Consider the following 16,946-nt stretch of genomic DNA (forward strand, 5'->3'; position numbering starts at 1 on the left):
GACGCTTCCGGCCCGAGAGGGGATCAGAGAGGCGCGTATCAGGGCGGTCTTGCATTCAGGCGGCGGAGAGGACCAAGACATGCCGGGGCAAAACCCGCACGGAGCGGGATCGGCCGTTTCCGGCGGCCAAGACGATTCGGGGACCGTAAGCTCGGCCATCCAGCGCGGGCGCCTTTCATGGCGTGCCCGCGCGGGCTTGTTCCTGGCCAGCTCCGCGCTGGCCGGTCCCTTGGCCAGCGCTGTGGCGCATGCCGAGAACGCCGCTGTCGCGACCGCCGGGCTGTCGATCAACACGGTCGAAGTCATGCAGCTTGCCGTGTTCGTCGGCGTGACAGGCGCGGCATTGCTGTCGGCCATCGTTCTCATCCGCGAAAGGGGCCGCACCTCGGCGGAGAATGTCGAACTGAGAAGCCGCGTCGCCGACGTCAACGCGGCACTGCGCCGTTCGGAAGCGCTGCTCAATCTGCGCGACCAGCGTGTGGTCGTCTGGGCCTCGGAAAACAAGAAACCCGAACTCATCGGTACATTGCCGGTCGAAAGCGGCGCGCCAGAGGAGCGGGCGGCATTTCTGGCCTTCGGCCGTTGGCTGATGCCGCGCTCGGCGGCAGCGCTCGAGAATGCCATCGCGGGCTTGCGCGAAAAGGCGAGGCCGTTCGACCTGGTCATCGAATCGCAGGCCGGCGCTCCGCTCGAGGTCCATGGCCGCAAGAGCGCCGCGCACATCCTGGTGCGGTTCGTCTCGCTTTCCGAAACACAGCGCAGCCAGGCCCGGCTGAAGATCGACAACCAGCGGCTAGCCGCCGACCATGACACGATGATCGGCCTGCTCGAAGCGCTGAAGATGCCGGCATGGCTGCGCGACGAGCACGGACGCCTGAAATGGGTCAACCGCGCCTATGCCGACGCGGTCGAGGCCGAAAGCGCCGAAGCCGCCGTCCGCGACGCCAAGGAATTCCTCGGCGGCCAGGCACGCGAGGCGATCGGCGCTCAGCACAAACTGCATCCGGTCTTCGAGCAATCGCTCTCCACGGTGATCGAAGGCGACCGCCGGGTGTTCGCGGTGACCGACTTCGCCGGCGCCGACGGTTCGGCCGGCCTTGCCTGCGACACCAGCGCCATCGAGACCATTCGCGGCGAATATGAGCGCACGGTGCGCAGCCACGCCGACACGCTCGACCAGCTCAACACAGCCGTCGCCATCTTCGACACCGACGAGAAGCTGCGCTTCTTCAACCAGGCCTTCCAGAAACTGTGGGGCCTCGACAGCGGCTTCCTGCACAGCGCGCCTGACAACGCGCTTCTGCTCGACCGGCTGCGCAGCGAAGGCAAGATCGCCGAGCAGCCCGAATGGCGCCGCTGGAAGGAAGGCCTGCTCGGCGCCTATCGCGCGGTGGAATCGCAGGAACATTGGTGGCATCTGCCTGACGGCAAGACCATCCGCGTCGTCGCCAACCCGCAGCCCAAGGGCGGCGTCACCTGGGTGTTCGAGAACCTGACCGAGAAGATGGACCTGGAAAGCCGCTATCGCACAGCGGTGCGGGTCCAGGGCGAGACGCTCGACAATCTCGCCGAAGGCGTGGCGGTGTTCGGGCCCGATGGTCGGCTCCGCCTGTCGAACCCGGCCTTTGCCACGCTCTGGGGATTGAGTGGCGACGCTGCCAAGCCCAATGTGCACGTCTCGACGATCCGTGATCTTAGCGACCGGCAGGCGGTCGACAGTCCCTGGCCTGGCTTCGTTGCCGCCATCACCGGGTTCGACGACGAGCGCCGCGAACGCCATGGCCAGACCGAGCTCAACAACGGCATCGTGCTGCGCTACGCCGTGATTCCGCTCCCCAACGGGCAAGTGATGATGACCTTCGTCGACGTCACCGACAGCGTGAATGTCGAACGCGCGCTGAAGGACAAGAACGAGGCGCTGGAAAAATCAGACCAGCTCAAGAACGACTTCGTCCAGCACGTGTCCTACGAACTGCGTTCGCCGCTGACCAATATCATCGGCTTCACCGAACTGCTCTCGTTGCCGACGACCGGACCGCTCAATCAAAAGCAGCGTGAGTATGTCGAGCATGTCAGCTCGTCCTCCTCGGTCCTGCTCACCATCGTCAATGATATACTGGACCTCGCGACAGTCGACGCCGGCATCATGCAGCTCGACATTTCCGAGGTGCATGTCGACCGCACCATCGCGGCGGCTGCGGAACTCGTTGCTGACCGGCTGCAGGAGCATTCGATCCGGCTCGAGGTCGATGCCGCGGCTGCGCCGAAGACGTTCCACGGCGACGAGATCCGCATCCGCCAGATCCTCTACAATCTGCTCAGCAACGCCGCCAACTACGCGCCGGAAGCCAGCACCATCCGTCTCGCCTGCCGCCATCTGGCGGACGGGGTGGAATTCTCGGTGCATGACGACGGTCCCGGCATGCCGCCGGATGTTCTGGATTCGGTGTTCCGCCGCTTCGAACCGCGTACCAATGGCGGCCGCCGGCGCGGTGCCGGCCTCGGCCTGTCGATCGTCAAGAGCTTTGTCGAACTGCATGGCGGCCACGTTCGCATCGAAACCGGCAAGGACAAGGGCACGACCGTCATCTGCACCTTCCCCGACATGCCGGGCATCCGCGCCGCGGCCGAGTAGCGCGCTCGATGACGGGCTTGGTGCTGGAGCGGTTGCTCACCAATGAGACACAGACAGCGCGATTGGGCGAAGATCTGGCGCTGGCATTGCGTGCCGGCGACGTGCTGGCGCTCAAGGGCGATCTCGGCGCCGGCAAGTCCACTCTCGCACGGGCGCTGATCCGGGCGCTGGCGGACGACACCAGCCTCGACGTGCCAAGCCCGACCTTCACTTTGGTGCAGAGCTACGACACGCGTATTCCGGTCCATCATTTCGATCTCTACCGCCTGTCCTCGGCAAGCGAGCTCGACGAGCTCGGCTTCGACGAAGCGCTGACGCAAGGTGCCGCCCTGGTCGAATGGCCCGAGCGGGCCGAAGGCTATCTGCCGAAGACAACGCTCTCGATCGAACTCGTCCAGCATGGCGAAGGCCGGCTGGCGCGGTTGTCAGGGCATGGGGCGACCTTCGACCGCGCGGCGCGGTCGCTGGCCATGCGCGGCTTTCTGGAAGATGCCGGCTGGGGCGAAGCGCTGCGGCGCCATTTCATCGGCGACGCCTCGGCCCGCTCCTATGAGATCGTCACACTCGCCGGCCAGGAGCCGCGTGTGCTGATGAACTCGCCACGGCTGGTGCTCGGCCCGCCGGTGCGCGACGGCAAACCCTATGCGGTGATCGCCCACACCGCCCAGTCGGTCTCCGCCTTCGTCGCCATCGACCGGGCTTTGAAGGCCGGTGGTGTCAGTGTCCCCGAAATCCATGCCGAGGACCAAGACCAGGGTTTTTTGCTGCTCGAGCATCTCGGTGCTGAAGGATTTCTCGGCAAGGACGGCGAGCCCATAGCGGAACGCTACGCCGCCGCCGCCGAGCTGCTGGCCATGATGCACGGCCAGACCTGGCCCCAGCGCCTGCAAGCCGGACCCGGCAGCTTCCACGAGGTGCCGCCCTTCGACCGCGATGCGATGATGATCGAAGCCGACCTTTTGGTCGACTGGTATGTGCCGGCGATATCGGGCAGCCCGGCCAGCGACGATCTGCGCACTGGCTACGCCAGGGAATGGGACGCGCTTTTCGACCGGCTGCAAGGCAGCGAATACACGCTGATGCTGCGCGACTTCCATTCGCCCAACATTGTCTGGCGCGAGGATCGCGCTGGGCATGACCGGCTGGGCATCGTCGATTTCCAGGATGCGCTGATCGGGCCTTCAGCCTATGACGTGGCTTCACTGGCCATGGATGCCCGCGTCACCCTATCGCCCGAAATCGAAAAGCGGACGCTCGACGCCTATATTGCGGCGCGTCATACAGCTGGCGCTTTCGACGAGCCAAGCTTTCTGGAAGCCTACGCAATCATGGCCGCACAGCGCAATTCCAAGATCCTCGGCATTTTTGTGCGGCTCGAAAAGCGCGACGGCAAACCTTATTATCTGAAGCACCTGCCGCGCATCCGCGACTATCTGCGCCGGGCGCTGTCCCACCCGGCGCTCGCCAGCCTGCGGGATTTCTACAACGCGCACGGGCTGCTTGAGGAGCGAACGCTGTGACAGCAAGACCGGACACTGCCATCGTACTCGCCGCCGGGCTTGGCAAGCGCATGCGGCCGATCACCGACACCATCCCCAAGCCGCTGGTCAGGATCGCCGGCAAGACATTGCTCGACTGGGGCCTCGACAGCCTCGCCGCTGCCGGCGTCGCCAAGGCCGTGGTCAACGTCCACTATCTGCCCGAACAGATCGTCGCCCATGTCGCCGCACGCCATGTACCCCACATCATCATTTCCGATGAGAGCGACCGGCTGCTCGATTCCGCCGGCGGCATCGTCAAGGCGCTGCCGGAACTGGGCGAGCAGCCCTTCTACATCCTCAACGCCGACACGTTCTGGATCGACCACGGTCCGCTCAATCTTGGCCGCCTCGCCCTTGCATGGGACGCCGCGAAAATGGATATTCTGCTGATGCTGGCGGATCTCCATCAGGCGACCGGACACTGCGGCTCAACCGACTTCCTGGTTGCACCGGACGGTGCCTTGCGGCGTTCAAAGGGCGATCCGGCTGGCCTGATCTATGCCGGCGCGGCGATCATCCATCCGCGCCTGTTCAAGGATGCCCCGGCCGAACCGCATTCGCTCAACGCCTATTTCGACACGGCAATAGCCGCAGGCCGGCTGTTCGGCATGCCGATGCACGGCCACTGGATCACCGTCGGCACGCCCGATGCCATCCCGCTGGCGGAAGAAGCCGTCGCCGGCGCGCTAACCGAGTCGCAATGAGCGGCTCGAGCCGCGTTTTTTCCATTCCCCCCGGAGCGCCGTTCCTGCCGACGCTTGCCGAGGCGCTGCTTGCCGGCCGCCTGATTCCCGGATTTCGTTTCGACGGCGACCCGCTCGCCCTGGCCGATGTCACCATCTATGTGCCGACGCGCCGCGCCGCCCGCGCCCTGCGCGGTGTCTTCGTCGACAGCTTGAAAGCACGCGGCGGTGGCGGTTCGGCGATCCTGCCGGTTATCCGTCCGCTCGGCGAGTTCGACGAGGACGAAGCCCTGTTCGACGCCGAACCATCGGCGGCAATCGATCTTGCGCCGCCGATCTCGGCGACCGAACGGCTGTTGCTGCTGACGCCGCTGGTGCGCGCCTGGAAACGCCGGTTGCCGGAACATGTGGTGAAGCTTTTCGCGGAGGAAATCGTCATCCCCGCCTCCACCGCCGACGCGATCTGGCTGGCGCGCGATCTTGCCGGGCTGATGGACGAGATCGAGACGGAAGGCACCGACTGGGCGAAGCTCAAGGACCTGGTGACCGGCAGCCTTGCCGGCTGGTGGCAGGTGACGCTCGAATTCCTCGGTATCGTCACCGATGCCTGGCCGAAATTCCTGAGCGAGAGCGACCGCTCCAACCCGGCCGCGCATCGCAGCGCGCTGATCCGCGCCGAGGCGGCGCGGCTGCGGCGCAATCCGCCGGCCGGGCCGGTCATCGCCGCGGGATCGACCGGTTCGATCCCCGCCACGGCTGAACTGCTTGCGGCGATCGCCCGCTTGCCTGCCGGCGCCATCGTGCTGCCCGGGCTCGACCGGACGCTGGACGAAGCCTCTTTCCAGGCGCTCGTCGCACCCGGCGCGCGGCCGGCCGTGCTTGGCCACCCGCAATATGGCCTCGGCCAGGCTGATCGGCAAGATCGGCGTGCTGCGCTCGGATGTCGAGGAGGTCGGCGCGGCCGAACCGCGACTGGCGCTACGCGCCGCCCTTGTCGGCGAAGCGCTGCGGCCGGCCGAGACCACCGAATTGTGGGCCGAGACGCGCAGCGGGTTTTCGCCGACCGATATTGCCGGCGCCTTCGCCGACGTCACGCTGCTCGAGGCGGCCAACGAACGCGATGAGGCCGTCGCCATCGCCGTCGCGCTGAAGCAGGCCGTCGAACAGCCCGGCCAAAGGGCGGCTCTTGTCACCGGCGACCGCGCGCTGGCGCGGCGCGTCTCGGTCGAACTCCAGCGCTTCGGCGTCGTTGCCGACGATTCCGGCGGCACGCCGCTCGCCAACAGCCCGGCGGCCAGCCTGCTCCGCCTGGCGCTCGAGGCAGTGTTCCGGCCGGGCGATCCGGTCGGCCTGCTGTCGCTGCTCAAGCATCCGCTGCTCGGCCTCGGCCTCGAACGCGCCGATGTGCGCAACGCGGCCGGACTGGTCGAACTGGTGGCGCTGCGTGGCGGCACCGGCCGCCCCGACATCGTTTCGCTGCCTGATCTTTTCGAAACTCGTCTGACCGGCCTGGGCGACGACAGCCGGCCGCCCTTCTGGTTTTCCCGCCTGACCGTGCGTGCCATCGAGGATTCGCGTAACCTCCTCGCACGCCTGGCAGAAGCGCTGGCGCCGCTTTCCGCCTTTCGCGGCCAGGCGGGTGCCGATCTTGCCGCACTGGTCGAAGCCAGCGTCGTAGTCCTGGAAAATCTCGGCCGTTCCGCCGATGGCGGCTTGGGCGAACTCTATGCGGGTGATGCCGGCGAAAAGCTCGCCGAATTGTTGCGCGGGCTGGTCGCGGCTTCGGCTTCGCTGTCGTTCGCCACGAGCGAATGGCCTGACGTGATAGACGCGCTGATCGCGCCCGAGACGGTGAAGCCGGCGCAGGGCACCGACAGGAACATCGCCATCTGGGGTGCGCTGGAAGCGCGGCTGCAGGACGTCGACACGCTGGTCATCGGCGGCCTCAACGAAGGTGTCTGGCCGCGCAAGCCGGAGAGCGACCGTTTCATGTCGCGGCTGATGAAGACCGGCATCGATCTCGAGCCGCCCGAACGGCGCATCGGCCTGGCCGCGCATGATTTCCAGATGGCGATGGGCGCGAGACATGTGGTGCTGGCCCGTTCGGCGCGTTCCGGCGATGCACCTGCCGTGCCGTCACGTTGGCTGCAGCGCCTCTTGACCTTCATCGGCAACGACCAGGCGGCAACCCTGCGCCGGCGCGGCGACGAGCTGCTCGCCTGGGCGCGCGCGCTCGATACCGGTCCAAAACAGGATTTCGCGCCGCGGCCGCAGCCGAAACCGCCTTTGGCAGTGCGCCCAACGCATTTCTCGGTCACCGAGATCGAGACGTTGCGCCGTGATCCCTACGCCGTCTACGCAAGACGCATCCTCGGGCTGATGGCGCTTGAACCGGTCATTCGTGATCCCGGTGCTGCCGAGCGCGGCACACTGTTTCACGCCATTCTTCACCTGTTCTCGTCACGCGTTGCCGACCCGCGCGCGCCTGACGCACTGGCCAGCCTCATTGCCGCCGGCCGCGCCTGTTTTGCCGAAAGTTCCCTTCCGGCCGATGTCGAGGCGGTGTGGTGGCCACGTTTCGAAAAACTCGCCACCAACATTATCGGGTGGGAGCGCACGCGGGCCGACGCGGTGGTCCAACGGCATGCCGAGGAGAGGGCGGGGAAGACCACTGTCGGACAGTCCGGCGTCACGTTGTCCGGCTACGCCGACCGAGTCGACCTGCTGGCCGGCGGCATGGCCGATATTCTGGACTACAAGACTGGCTCCTCGCCCTCCAAGGCGCAGGCGCACACGCTGCTGGCGCCACAGCTAGCGCTGGAAGGCGCGCTGCTGAGGCGCGGCGCCTTCAAGGACTTGGGTGCGCGCGAACCGTCGCAACTGGCCTTCATCAGGCTGAAGCCGAATGGCGAGGTATTCGAGGAGTCCATTCTCGAGCACAACCGCCAGCCAAGGACCGCCGCCGATCTTGCCGAAGAGGCCTGGGCACGGCTGGAGAAGCTTTTGATCCACTATGCCGATCCGGCGACCGGCTATCTGTCGCGCGCGCTGCCGTTTCGCGAAGGTGAGACCGATGGTGACTACGACCATCTCGCCCGCGTGCTCGAATGGTCCGCCGGCGGCGACGCCAGTGACGAGGGAGGGGAGGCATGAAGAAGGCCTATCCCATCCCGAGCGATACAGCGACCAGCCAGGCCCGCGCCGCCGATCCTCAGAATTCCGCCTGGGTGTCGGCCAATGCCGGCTCCGGCAAGACCCATGTGCTGGCCCAGCGCGTCATCCGGCTGCTGCTCAACGGCACTGATCCGTCGAAGATCCTGTGCCTGACCTATACGCGCGCCGCCGCCGCCAACATGTCGAACCGGGTGTTTTCCACGCTGTCGGACTGGACGGTCCTCGGCGACGCCGAACTGGCCGTGAAAATCGAGGCGCTGGAAGGACGGCGGCCCGACCGTGACACCATGCGGCGGGCGCGGCGTCTGTTCGCCGAGGCGCTGGAAACGCCCGGCGGGCTGAAGATCCAGACCATCCACGCCTTCTGCGAATCCGTGCTCCACCAGTTCCCGCTGGAGGCCAACATCCCGGCCCATTTCGAACTGCTCGACAGCCAGATGGAGGCCTCGCTGTTCGCCTCGGCGCGCCGCGAGATGATTTCGGGCACGGCTGCCGGCAACGCGGATCTGGCCGACGCCTTCGCCACTGTGCTGGAACGTGGCGGCGAGGCCGGTCTCGACGCCTTGCTTGGGGAGATCGTGCGCAAGCGCGACGGGCTGCGCCAGTTCCTCGACGCGGTCGGGCGTGACGGTTTCCAGCCTTTGTTCGATGAATTCCATTTCCACCCCGGCCAGACCGCTGAAGGGCTGGCGGCATCGGTGTGGCCACTGCCAGGCTTCCTACCCGATTATTTCGCCGGCTTCGCCCAGGCCGCCGAATCCACCGACGCCAGATCGGTGCTGAACAACATCCTGCCCTATGCGCGTCAGGCTTTCGCCGAGAGCGATCCCGTTCGCCGGCTGCAACTGCTCGCCAGAGCCTTCCTCAAGACCGATGGCGATCCCTACGATCCGTCAAAGGCCTTCAAGAAAGCCCTGACCGATCGGTTGCCGGATCTCGCCGAGCGCTATCTCTCGGCGTCGAGCGCCATCATCGAAACCGTGGACCGGCTTGCCCTGTTCCGCATGCTGGAAGGCACGCGCGCCGCACTGACCATCGCCGACTGGCTGATCGCCCGCTATGAAGTGCTGAAGCGCAGCCGCGGCTTTCTCGACTTCAACGATCTGATCACCCGCACGGTCAACCTTCTGGCGCGGCCCGATGCCGGCCCCTGGGTGCAATACAAGCTCGACCAGGGCATCGACCACATCCTGCTCGACGAGGCGCAGGATACCAGCCCGGATCAATGGGAGGTGGTGAAACGGCTGGCGGAAGAATTTTTCGCCGGCTTCGGCGCGCGTGACCGGGTTCACCGCACGGTATTTGCCGTCGGCGACGAGAAGCAGTCGATCTATTCCTTCCAGGGGGCGGCCCCGGATTCCTTCGCCGACAGCCGGCTGTTGTTCGCCGGCAGGGTGCGCGATGCCGAGGCGTCCTTCGCCGACCTCAAGCTGACCTGGTCGTTCCGCTCGACCGACGACGTGCTGGCCGCCGTCGACCGCGTCTTTGCCGATCCGATCGTGCGGCGCGGCATCAGCCATGATCCCGATCCGCTGAGCCACAAGGCGATCCGCACCGATGCGCCGGGCTATGTCGAAGTTTGGCCATCGATCGGCGCCGATGTGGTCGATGAGCCCGACGACTGGACGCAAGCGATCGACCATGCTCACGCACCGGCGGTGCGCGTTGCGGAGAATGTGGCGGCGACCATTGCCGACTGGATCGGCAAGAGCGAAATCATCGAGGGCCGTGGCAAGCGGTTGCGGCCAGGCGATGTGCTGGTGCTGGTGCGCAAGCGCGACAGTTTTGTCCATGCACTGACCCGTGCCTTGAAACGCCGCGACATTCCGGTCGCGGGCGCCGACCGGCTGAGCCTTCCCGGCCATATCGCTGTCAAGGACCTGATTGCGCTCGGCCATCTGCTGATCCAGCCGCAGGACGATCTGTCGCTCGCCGCCGTGCTGCGCAGCCCGATTTTCGACCTGCCGGAGGAGACGCTTTTCGCGCTCGCCGCGCAGAGGCCACCCGGCGTGTCGCTGGCCGCGTCGCTGCGCCAGCATGCCGCCGACGACGAAGCCCTCGCAAGGGTCGTTGCCCAGCTTGATCTCTGGGCTGATGAGGCCGCCTTCAAGCCGGTGTTCGAATTCTATGCCGGCTTGCTGGCACGCGATCGCGTGCGCCGGAAAATGGTCGCGCGGCTCGGGCCGGAAGCCGGCGATATTCTCGATGAGTTCCTGAGTTTCTGCCTGGCCGAGGAACGGACCGGCCTGCCCGGGCTGGAAGCTTTTCTGTCGACGCTGGAAAATGCCGGCCCCGAGATCAAGCGCGAGATGGACCAGACGCGCGACGAGGTTCGCGTCATGACCGTGCACGCCGCCAAAGGGCTGGAGGCGCCGGTGGTGTTCCTGGTCGATGGCGGCTCGGCCCCATTCAGCGACCAGCATCTGCCGCGGCTGATGCCCTTCGACGGCTCGGGCCGGAACTTTGACGGCAAAGGCTATCTCTGGCGTTCGGCCAGCGATGTCGCCAACGGTTTTTCGAAGGCGGCGGCGTCACGGGCACGGGAACTTGCCGACGACGAATACCGCCGGCTGCTCTATGTCGGCATGACCCGTGCCGAGGACCGGCTGATCGTTTGCGGCTATCATGGCAAGCGGGCGCCGAATGCCGGCACCTGGCATTCGATCGTCAGCCGCGCGCTGATCGGTGCGCCGGAAAGCGAGCAGCGTCCGCACCCCACCGGCGGCGAGCCGGTGTATCGTTTCCATGTCACCAACTTGCCGCCCGTCGCGCCAGGCGTCAGTGAACAGGCGCGGCAAGCCGATGCTTTCGGCCCGTTGCCGGCGACCTTATTCCGGCCCCTGCCGCCGTTCGAGGACCTGCCGCGGCCGCTGTCGCCATCCGGCGCCTCGGCGCTGATCGACGAAGGCAAGGAAGCGGTGGTCGACAAGGCTTCGCCGGTGCTGGACGCCGAGGCCGAGCCCGGATTTGCCGTGCTGCGCGGGCTCGCCCTGCACAAACTGCTGCAGATGTTGCCCGGCATTGCCGAGGATGTTCGCCACGGCGCGGCCGAGCGCTACCTGGCGCGGGTCGGTGCAGATTGGCCCGCGTCAGAACGGGGCAAGGCCCTGGCATCGGTCATCGCCATCCTCGCCGACTCGCGTCTCGGCCAATTGTTCGCGCCATCGTCGCGCGCCGAGGTGGCGATCATGGGCAGCCTTGAGGTGAGGGGCAAAATGCGCTCGATTTCGGGCAAGATCGACCGGCTGGCGGTGACAGCGGATGCGGTGTCGATCGTCGATTACAAGACCAACCGGCCGGCGCCCGCCTCGCTGGCCGAGGTTCCATCGGCCTATCTGCTGCAGCTGGCACTCTATCGCGCCCTCTTGCAGCCGCTTTATCCGGGGCGCGAGGTCAAGGCGGCCTTGCTGTTTACCGAAGCGCCACGGCTGATCGAACTGCCGGCCCGGGCCATGGATGATGCTCTTGCTCGACTCACAGGAGCGTGACACAAGACCTGCTTGAAGAAGGGCTAGATAACCACCACATTTGGTGCGACAAAGAACTCTCGAAAGGATTTCCGCATGGGTGCCACCGTCAAGGTCGACAAGAACAATTTCCAGGCCGACGTGCTCAACGCCAACGTACCGGTCGTGGTCGATTTCTGGGCCGAATGGTGCGGCCCGTGCAAGATGATCGCGCCGGCGCTTGAGGACATTGCCACCGAGCTCGGTGCCAAGGTCAAGATCGCCAAGCTCAACATCGACGAGAATCCCGAGCTCGCCGCCCAGTTCGGCGTGCGCTCGATTCCGACGCTGATGATCTTCAAGGGCGGCGAAGTGGCCGACATGAAGGTTGGTGCCGCGCCCAAGACCGCGCTGTCGCACTGGATCAACGGCAGCCTCGCCTGATCCAACTGAATTCCTAACCTCAAAGCCCGGCCGTTGCGCCGGGCTTTTTGTTGGCGTCATTGCTGGCCCGCTCTGGCCCTCACATCAAGGCACGCCATGTCTTCTGCTGGGGCGCAGAAACAGGGAGAGCGACATGACCGGATCCGCCAAGGCCACCGTCTTTATCGACAATGAGCGCGTCATCGTCACCGAGTACCGCTTCCAGCCGGGCGACAACACCGGCTGGCATCGTCACGACCACGACTACGTCGTGGTGCCGCTGATGGACGGCAAGCTGAAGCTGGTGACCAAGGATGGCGAAACTTTCGCCGAGATGAAGAAAGGCGCGCCGTATTTCCGCAAGGAGGGCGTCGAACACGACGTCATCAGCGCCAACGAAGGCGAATATGCTTTCATCGAGATCGAGCTGAAGTAATCCGCCAAGGCCGTGCACGGCCTAGGCTGTAGTGACAATTTAATCATTTGAGCCAGAGCATGATGGCTGCGAGCTTGACGAAGCCGAGGAAGTTGGCGGCGATTTTGTCGTAGCGCGTTGCGATGCGCCGCCACTGCTTGAGCTTTGCAAAGAAGGCCTCGATGCCCCAGCGGTTTTTGTAGGCGATCTTGTCATAGCTGTGTTGGTATCTGCGATGGCGCCGCGGCGGGATGACCGGTTCACCGCCTTGGTCGAGGATCACATCATGCAGTCGATCGGCATCATAAGCGCGGTCGGCGATCACTTGGCCTGCTGCAATCCCCTCGATCAGACCGCAGGCCGCTGCCATGTCGTTTTGCTGGCCGGGGCCGATCTCGAAGCGGACCGGTAGGCCGAGCGCATCTATGACGGCATGGAGCTTGGTGCCGAACCCACCACGCGAGCGGCCGAGAGCCTGGGCTTCAGATCCCCCTTTTACGCCGGGCTCCAGCAGCCTGGGCCTGAGCGCGGATAACGGTCGCGTCGATCATCAGCCATTCCATATCTGGATGCCTGCTGATGGCTTCGAACAGCCGGTCGAACACGCCCGCTTCGATCCAGCGGTAGTAACGTCGCTTTGCCCTCTGATATGGGCCGAACCGCTCCGGCAGGTCGCGCCAGCGCGCGCCTGACCGAGCGATCCATAAAAGCGCATCGAAGAAGCGCCCACCATCGCTACGCGGACCCCGCTTGCCCTTGCGCCCACCCGGCACAAAAGGCTTGATCTGCTCCCACTGATCGTCGCGTAGAACCTCACCTTCCAAAGCCGACCTCCAAAAGTCAGCCTTGAATCTGATTTGCCTCGCGATGGGAATCCCAAGCCGTTAATTTGTCACTACAGCCTAGTGTGCCCGGGAATGCAGTCACCAGTCGGCGATGCGGTCCCCGCCGGTGAACTGCGCGCTTTTTGCGGTGTATTCGAACAGCTCGATCTTCACGCCATTGGGATCGCGGATCCAGGCCTGAAAGGTGTCGTCGCAGGCGTGCTTCTTTGCGGTCACGTCGATGCCTTTCGACCCGATATGGGCGATCGCGGCGTCGATGTCTTCGACTTCCAGGCAGAAATGGTTGATCTGGTTGAGTTCGCTGTAGGCGGCAGCGTCCTTCTGGAACACCTCGACATGGCTGCGGCCGCCGCAATCGAGGTAGAAGCCAAAAATCCTGCCGGCGCGTAGAAAGTTGAACCGTGTGTCCAGCCCGAGCACGTCGCGGTAGAAGCTTCGCGTCGCTTCCAGATCATGCGCGAAGATGCAGACATGGGCGAGCTGCTTTACCTCAATCATCACAGGCTCCCACGTTGGCCGTCAGGCACCTCAGGTCGGCGGCGTGCCGTTCTCGGCCAGAACCGCGCCGGCCAGGTACAGCGACCCGCCGATCAGGATGCGCGGCGGCGGGCCATCCCAGGTGTCGCGCAGCAGCATCAGCGCGCTGGCGACGGAACTGACCGGCTCGGCGCTCAGCCCGGCTTCCGTGGCGCGGATCGCCAGTTCGTCGTTTGGAACTCCGGCGTCGCTCAGGCTCACCGGCACCGTGTAGACATGCCGGACGAGGCCCTTGAAGGCGCGGAAATAGCCGCTCTGGTCCTTGGTGTTGATCATGCCCGAAATGAGGAAGAGCGGACGCGGGTTCTTTTCCTCCTGCTCGGCCAGCGCTTCGGCGACGACCAGGCCGGCGCCGGGATTGTGGCCGCCGTCGAGCCAGATGTCGGCGCCTTTCGGCGCCAGATCCGCCAGCCGGCCCTGCGCCAGTTTCTGCATGCGGCCGGGCCAGGCGACATTGGTCATCGCTTTCTCGGCAGCGCGGTGGGTGATTTCGAAACCGGCCGCCTTGACCGCGGCGATTGCGGCGGCCGCATTGGCGAACTGGTGGCGCCCCGGCAGGCGCGGTGGCGGCAGGTCCATCAGGCCGTCCTCGTCCTGGTAGACCATGCGGCCGTTTTCCTCGAAGGCGAGGAAATCCTGGCCGTAGACGAAGGTCGGGCACTCCAGCCGCTCGGCGGTTTCGATCAGCACCTGCAGCGCCGTTTCGCTTTCCTGCGCGCCGATCACCACCGGGCAGCCGCGCTTCATGATGCCGGCCTTTTCAGCCGCGATCAGTTCGACACGGTCACCGAGATAGGCCTCATGGTCCATCGACACCGGCATGATCACCGACACGGCGGGCCGCGCGACGACATTGGTGGCGTCGAAGCGGCCGCCGAGGCCGACCTCGATGATGGCGGCATCAGCCGGGTGTTCCGAAAATAGGATGAAGGTTACGGCGGTGAGGATCTCGAAGACGGTGATCTTCTGGCCATCATTGGCCTTGGCGACGCGGGCGATGGCCTCGGCGAAGACATCGTCGTCGACCAGCCTGCCGCCGCCCTCGACGGCGAGCCGGTAGCGCTCGTGCCAGCTGACCAGGTGCGGCGAGGTGTGGACGTGGACAAGACGGCCTGAAGCCTCAAGCAATGCCCGCGAGAAGGCGGCGCAGGAGCCCTTGCCGTTGGTGCCGGCGATATGGATGACCGGCGGCAGCAAATCCTGCGGGTTGCCCAGCCGCTCCAGAAGCCGCGTGATGCGGTCGAGCGAAAGGTCGAAGCCTTTCGGGTGAAGCGCCATCAGGGCTTCGATTTCGCGGTCGGCGGCAAGCGTTGTCATGGCAAAATCCCGGCGCATGGCCCGAGGACCAGAATCAATCCCGGAATGGCCATGGCAATCAAAAGGCTACAGCGCGCCAAGGACATGACGCAATCGCTGTTCGCGGTGTCGCGTCAGACCTGCGGCCTCGCTTCGGCAGAAATCACCGCCGGCGGCAGGATTTCCGGCTCCAGCGGCTTTTGCTCTTCCGGCATCTTGAGCAGCATCTTCAGCAGCCGCGCGATCGTGGCCCGCATCTCCAGCCGCGAGACCACCATGTCGACCATGCCGTGCTCCATCAGGTATTCGGAGCGTTGGAAGCCGTCCGGCAGCTTTTCCCGGATGGTCTGTTCAATGACGCGCGGGCCGGCAAAGCCGATCAGTGCGCCCGGTTCGGCAATGTGCACGTCGCCCAGCATGGCGTAGGAGGCGGTGACGCCGCCGGTGGTCGGGTTGGTCAGCACAACGATATAGGGAAGGCCGGCTTCCTTCAGCCGGTCGACGCCGACCGTGGTGCGCGGCAGCTGCATGAGGGACAAAATGCCTTCCTGCATGCGGGCGCCGCCGGAGGCGGCAAACAGGATCAGCGGCCGCTTGCGCTGCAGGGCCGCTTCGAAACCGTGGACGATGGCGTCGCCCGCGGCCATGCCGAGCGAACCGCCCATGAAGGCGAAATCCTGCACTGTCACCACCACCGGCAGGCCCTCGACGGTGCCCAGCGCGTTGATGATGGCGTCTTCGAGGCCGGTCTTGGCCTTGGCGTCCTTCAGCCGGTCGACATAGCGCTTCTCGTCGCGGAATTTCAGCGGATCCTGAACCACCTTGGGGTTGTCCAGGGTCTCGTATTTGCCGTCGTCGAAAAAGAATTTCAGCCGCTCCTTGGCCGAAATCTTCATATGGTGGCCGGAAGACGGGATGACGAACTGATTGGATTCCAGATCCTTGTGGAACACCATTTCGCCGGTCTCGGGATCCTTGATCCAGAGATTCTCGGGCATGTCGGTGCGCCGGCCGAGCATCGAATTGATCTTCGGGCGAACGTAATTGGTGATCCAGTTCATCGCTTCGGCTCCTGTCCTGACGAAGAGTTGGGTAAAGACGTAGGAAGACTATTCGGCAGCAGCAAGGCGGGCCGAGCGCACGCCTTGCGCCAGGCCGCTGACCAGCGTGGCGACGGCCTCGGCCGGGTCTGCGGTCTTTTCGCCCTTCGGCCCCAGCACATTGGCAACCGCATTGACGATCGCGGTGCCGACGACGACGCCATCGGCATTGGCGCCGATGACACGCGCCTGCTCGGCGGTCTTGACGCCGAAGCCGACGCAGACCGGCAGGTCCGTATGGCCCTTGATGCGCTTGACGGCGGCGGCGACCTTGCCGGTGTCGGCCAGCGCCGAGCCGGTGATGCCGGTCATCGACACGTAGTAGACGAAGCCGGACGTGTTCTGCAGCACCTTGGGCAGCCGCTTGTCGTCGGTGGTCGGCGTCGCCAGGCGGATGAAATTGATGCCGGCTTTGAGCGCCGGAATGCAGAGTTCCTCGTCCATTTCCGGCGGCAGGTCGACGACGATCAGGCCATCGATGCCGCTGGCAATGGCATCCTTCAGGAAGCGGTCGACGCCGTAGATGTAGATCGGGTTGTAATAGCCCATCAGCACGATCGGGGTTTCATTGTCACTGGTCCGGAATTCGGCCGCCATCTTCAGCGTCTTGACCAGTGTCTGGCCGCCTTTCAGCGCCCGCAGGCCCGCCGCCTGGATCGCCGGGCCATCGGCCATCGGGTCGGAAAACGGCATGCCGAGCTCGATGATGTCGGCGCCGGCGCCGGGGAGCGCCTTCATGATCGACAGCGAGGTGTCGTAGTCGGGGTCGCCGCCCATGAAATAGGTGACGAGCGCCGGGCGGCCTTCGTTTTTCAGCTTCGCCATGCGGCGGTCGATGCGGGTCGTCATGA

At 65.3% G+C, this 16,946-nt stretch carries 11 protein-coding genes and 1 pseudogene; 7 read left to right on the plus strand and 5 right to left on the minus strand.

The features are described 5' to 3' along the window. Positions 1-79 precede the first annotated feature (79 nt). From AC56QX_RS03625 to AC56QX_RS03655, 7 genes and pseudogenes are all read left to right on the plus strand, one after another. Positions 80-2,635: a sensor histidine kinase gene (locus AC56QX_RS03625; RefSeq protein WP_497113755.1), complete on the plus strand. Its 2,556-nt coding sequence runs from the start codon at positions 80-82 to the stop codon at positions 2,633-2,635. 8 nt (positions 2,636-2,643) lie between these two features. Next, complete coding sequence (gene tsaE / locus AC56QX_RS03630) at positions 2,644-4,155, plus strand: tRNA (adenosine(37)-N6)-threonylcarbamoyltransferase complex ATPase subunit type 1 TsaE (protein ID WP_497113756.1); 1,512 nt, start codon at positions 2,644-2,646, stop codon at positions 4,153-4,155. Beyond that, positions 4,152-4,880, plus strand: coding sequence for a nucleotidyltransferase family protein (locus tag AC56QX_RS03635; protein WP_497113757.1), 729 nt, complete (start codon positions 4,152-4,154; stop codon positions 4,878-4,880). The genes tsaE and AC56QX_RS03635 overlap by 4 nt, the downstream gene beginning before the upstream one ends. Continuing rightward, a pseudogene (gene addB, locus AC56QX_RS03640) lies at positions 4,877-8,012 on the plus strand (double-strand break repair protein AddB). The gene AC56QX_RS03635 and the pseudogene addB overlap by 4 nt, the downstream one beginning before the upstream one ends. After that, positions 8,009-11,521 carry a double-strand break repair helicase AddA gene (addA, locus tag AC56QX_RS03645; protein WP_497113758.1) on the plus strand — a complete coding sequence of 1,171 codons (3,513 nt, stop codon included), beginning with the start codon at positions 8,009-8,011 and terminating at the stop codon, positions 11,519-11,521. Before addB ends, addA begins: the two are co-directional and overlap by 4 nt. Before the next feature lie 75 nt (positions 11,522-11,596). Continuing rightward, complete coding sequence (gene trxA / locus AC56QX_RS03650) at positions 11,597-11,923, plus strand: thioredoxin (RefSeq protein ID WP_172220777.1); 327 nt, start codon at positions 11,597-11,599, stop codon at positions 11,921-11,923. A 133-nt stretch (positions 11,924-12,056) separates the two neighbouring features. Beyond that, positions 12,057-12,338 (plus strand): cupin domain-containing protein, encoded by a 282-nt coding sequence (locus AC56QX_RS03655; RefSeq protein WP_497113759.1) that lies wholly within the window; start codon positions 12,057-12,059, stop codon positions 12,336-12,338. A gap of 43 nt (positions 12,339-12,381) precedes the next feature. Here the strand turns inward: AC56QX_RS03655 and AC56QX_RS03660 are convergent. The 5 genes from AC56QX_RS03660 to trpA all read right to left on the minus strand — a co-directional run bounded on the left by AC56QX_RS03660 (position 12,382) and on the right by trpA (position 16,944). Then, positions 12,382-13,141, minus strand: a protein-coding gene (locus AC56QX_RS03660; RefSeq protein ID WP_497113760.1) for an IS5 family transposase whose coding sequence is annotated in 2 segments (ribosomal slippage) — positions 12,382-12,814 and positions 12,813-13,141 — 762 coding nt in all. Because the reading frame shifts where the segments join, the coding sequence is not laid out codon by codon here. A gap of 99 nt (positions 13,142-13,240) precedes the next feature. Next, positions 13,241-13,660, minus strand: a complete 420-nt coding sequence (locus tag AC56QX_RS03665) for a VOC family protein (protein ID WP_497113761.1) — start codon at positions 13,658-13,660, stop codon at positions 13,241-13,243. Positions 13,661-13,690: 30 nt separating this feature from the next. After that, positions 13,691-15,016, minus strand: coding sequence for a bifunctional folylpolyglutamate synthase/dihydrofolate synthase (locus tag AC56QX_RS03670; RefSeq protein WP_497113762.1), 1,326 nt, complete (start codon positions 15,014-15,016; stop codon positions 13,691-13,693). 113 nt (positions 15,017-15,129) lie between these two features. Beyond that, positions 15,130-16,056, minus strand: a complete 927-nt coding sequence (accD, locus tag AC56QX_RS03675; RefSeq protein ID WP_497113763.1) for an acetyl-CoA carboxylase, carboxyltransferase subunit beta — start codon at positions 16,054-16,056, stop codon at positions 15,130-15,132. A 48-nt stretch (positions 16,057-16,104) separates the two neighbouring features. Then, a complete protein-coding gene (trpA, locus tag AC56QX_RS03680) occupies positions 16,105-16,944 on the minus strand; it encodes a tryptophan synthase subunit alpha (protein ID WP_497113764.1) in 840 nt (279 codons plus the stop codon). Positions 16,945-16,946: the final 2 nt, after the last annotated feature.

The organism is Mesorhizobium sp. RCAM 06353, from assembly GCF_059683585.1.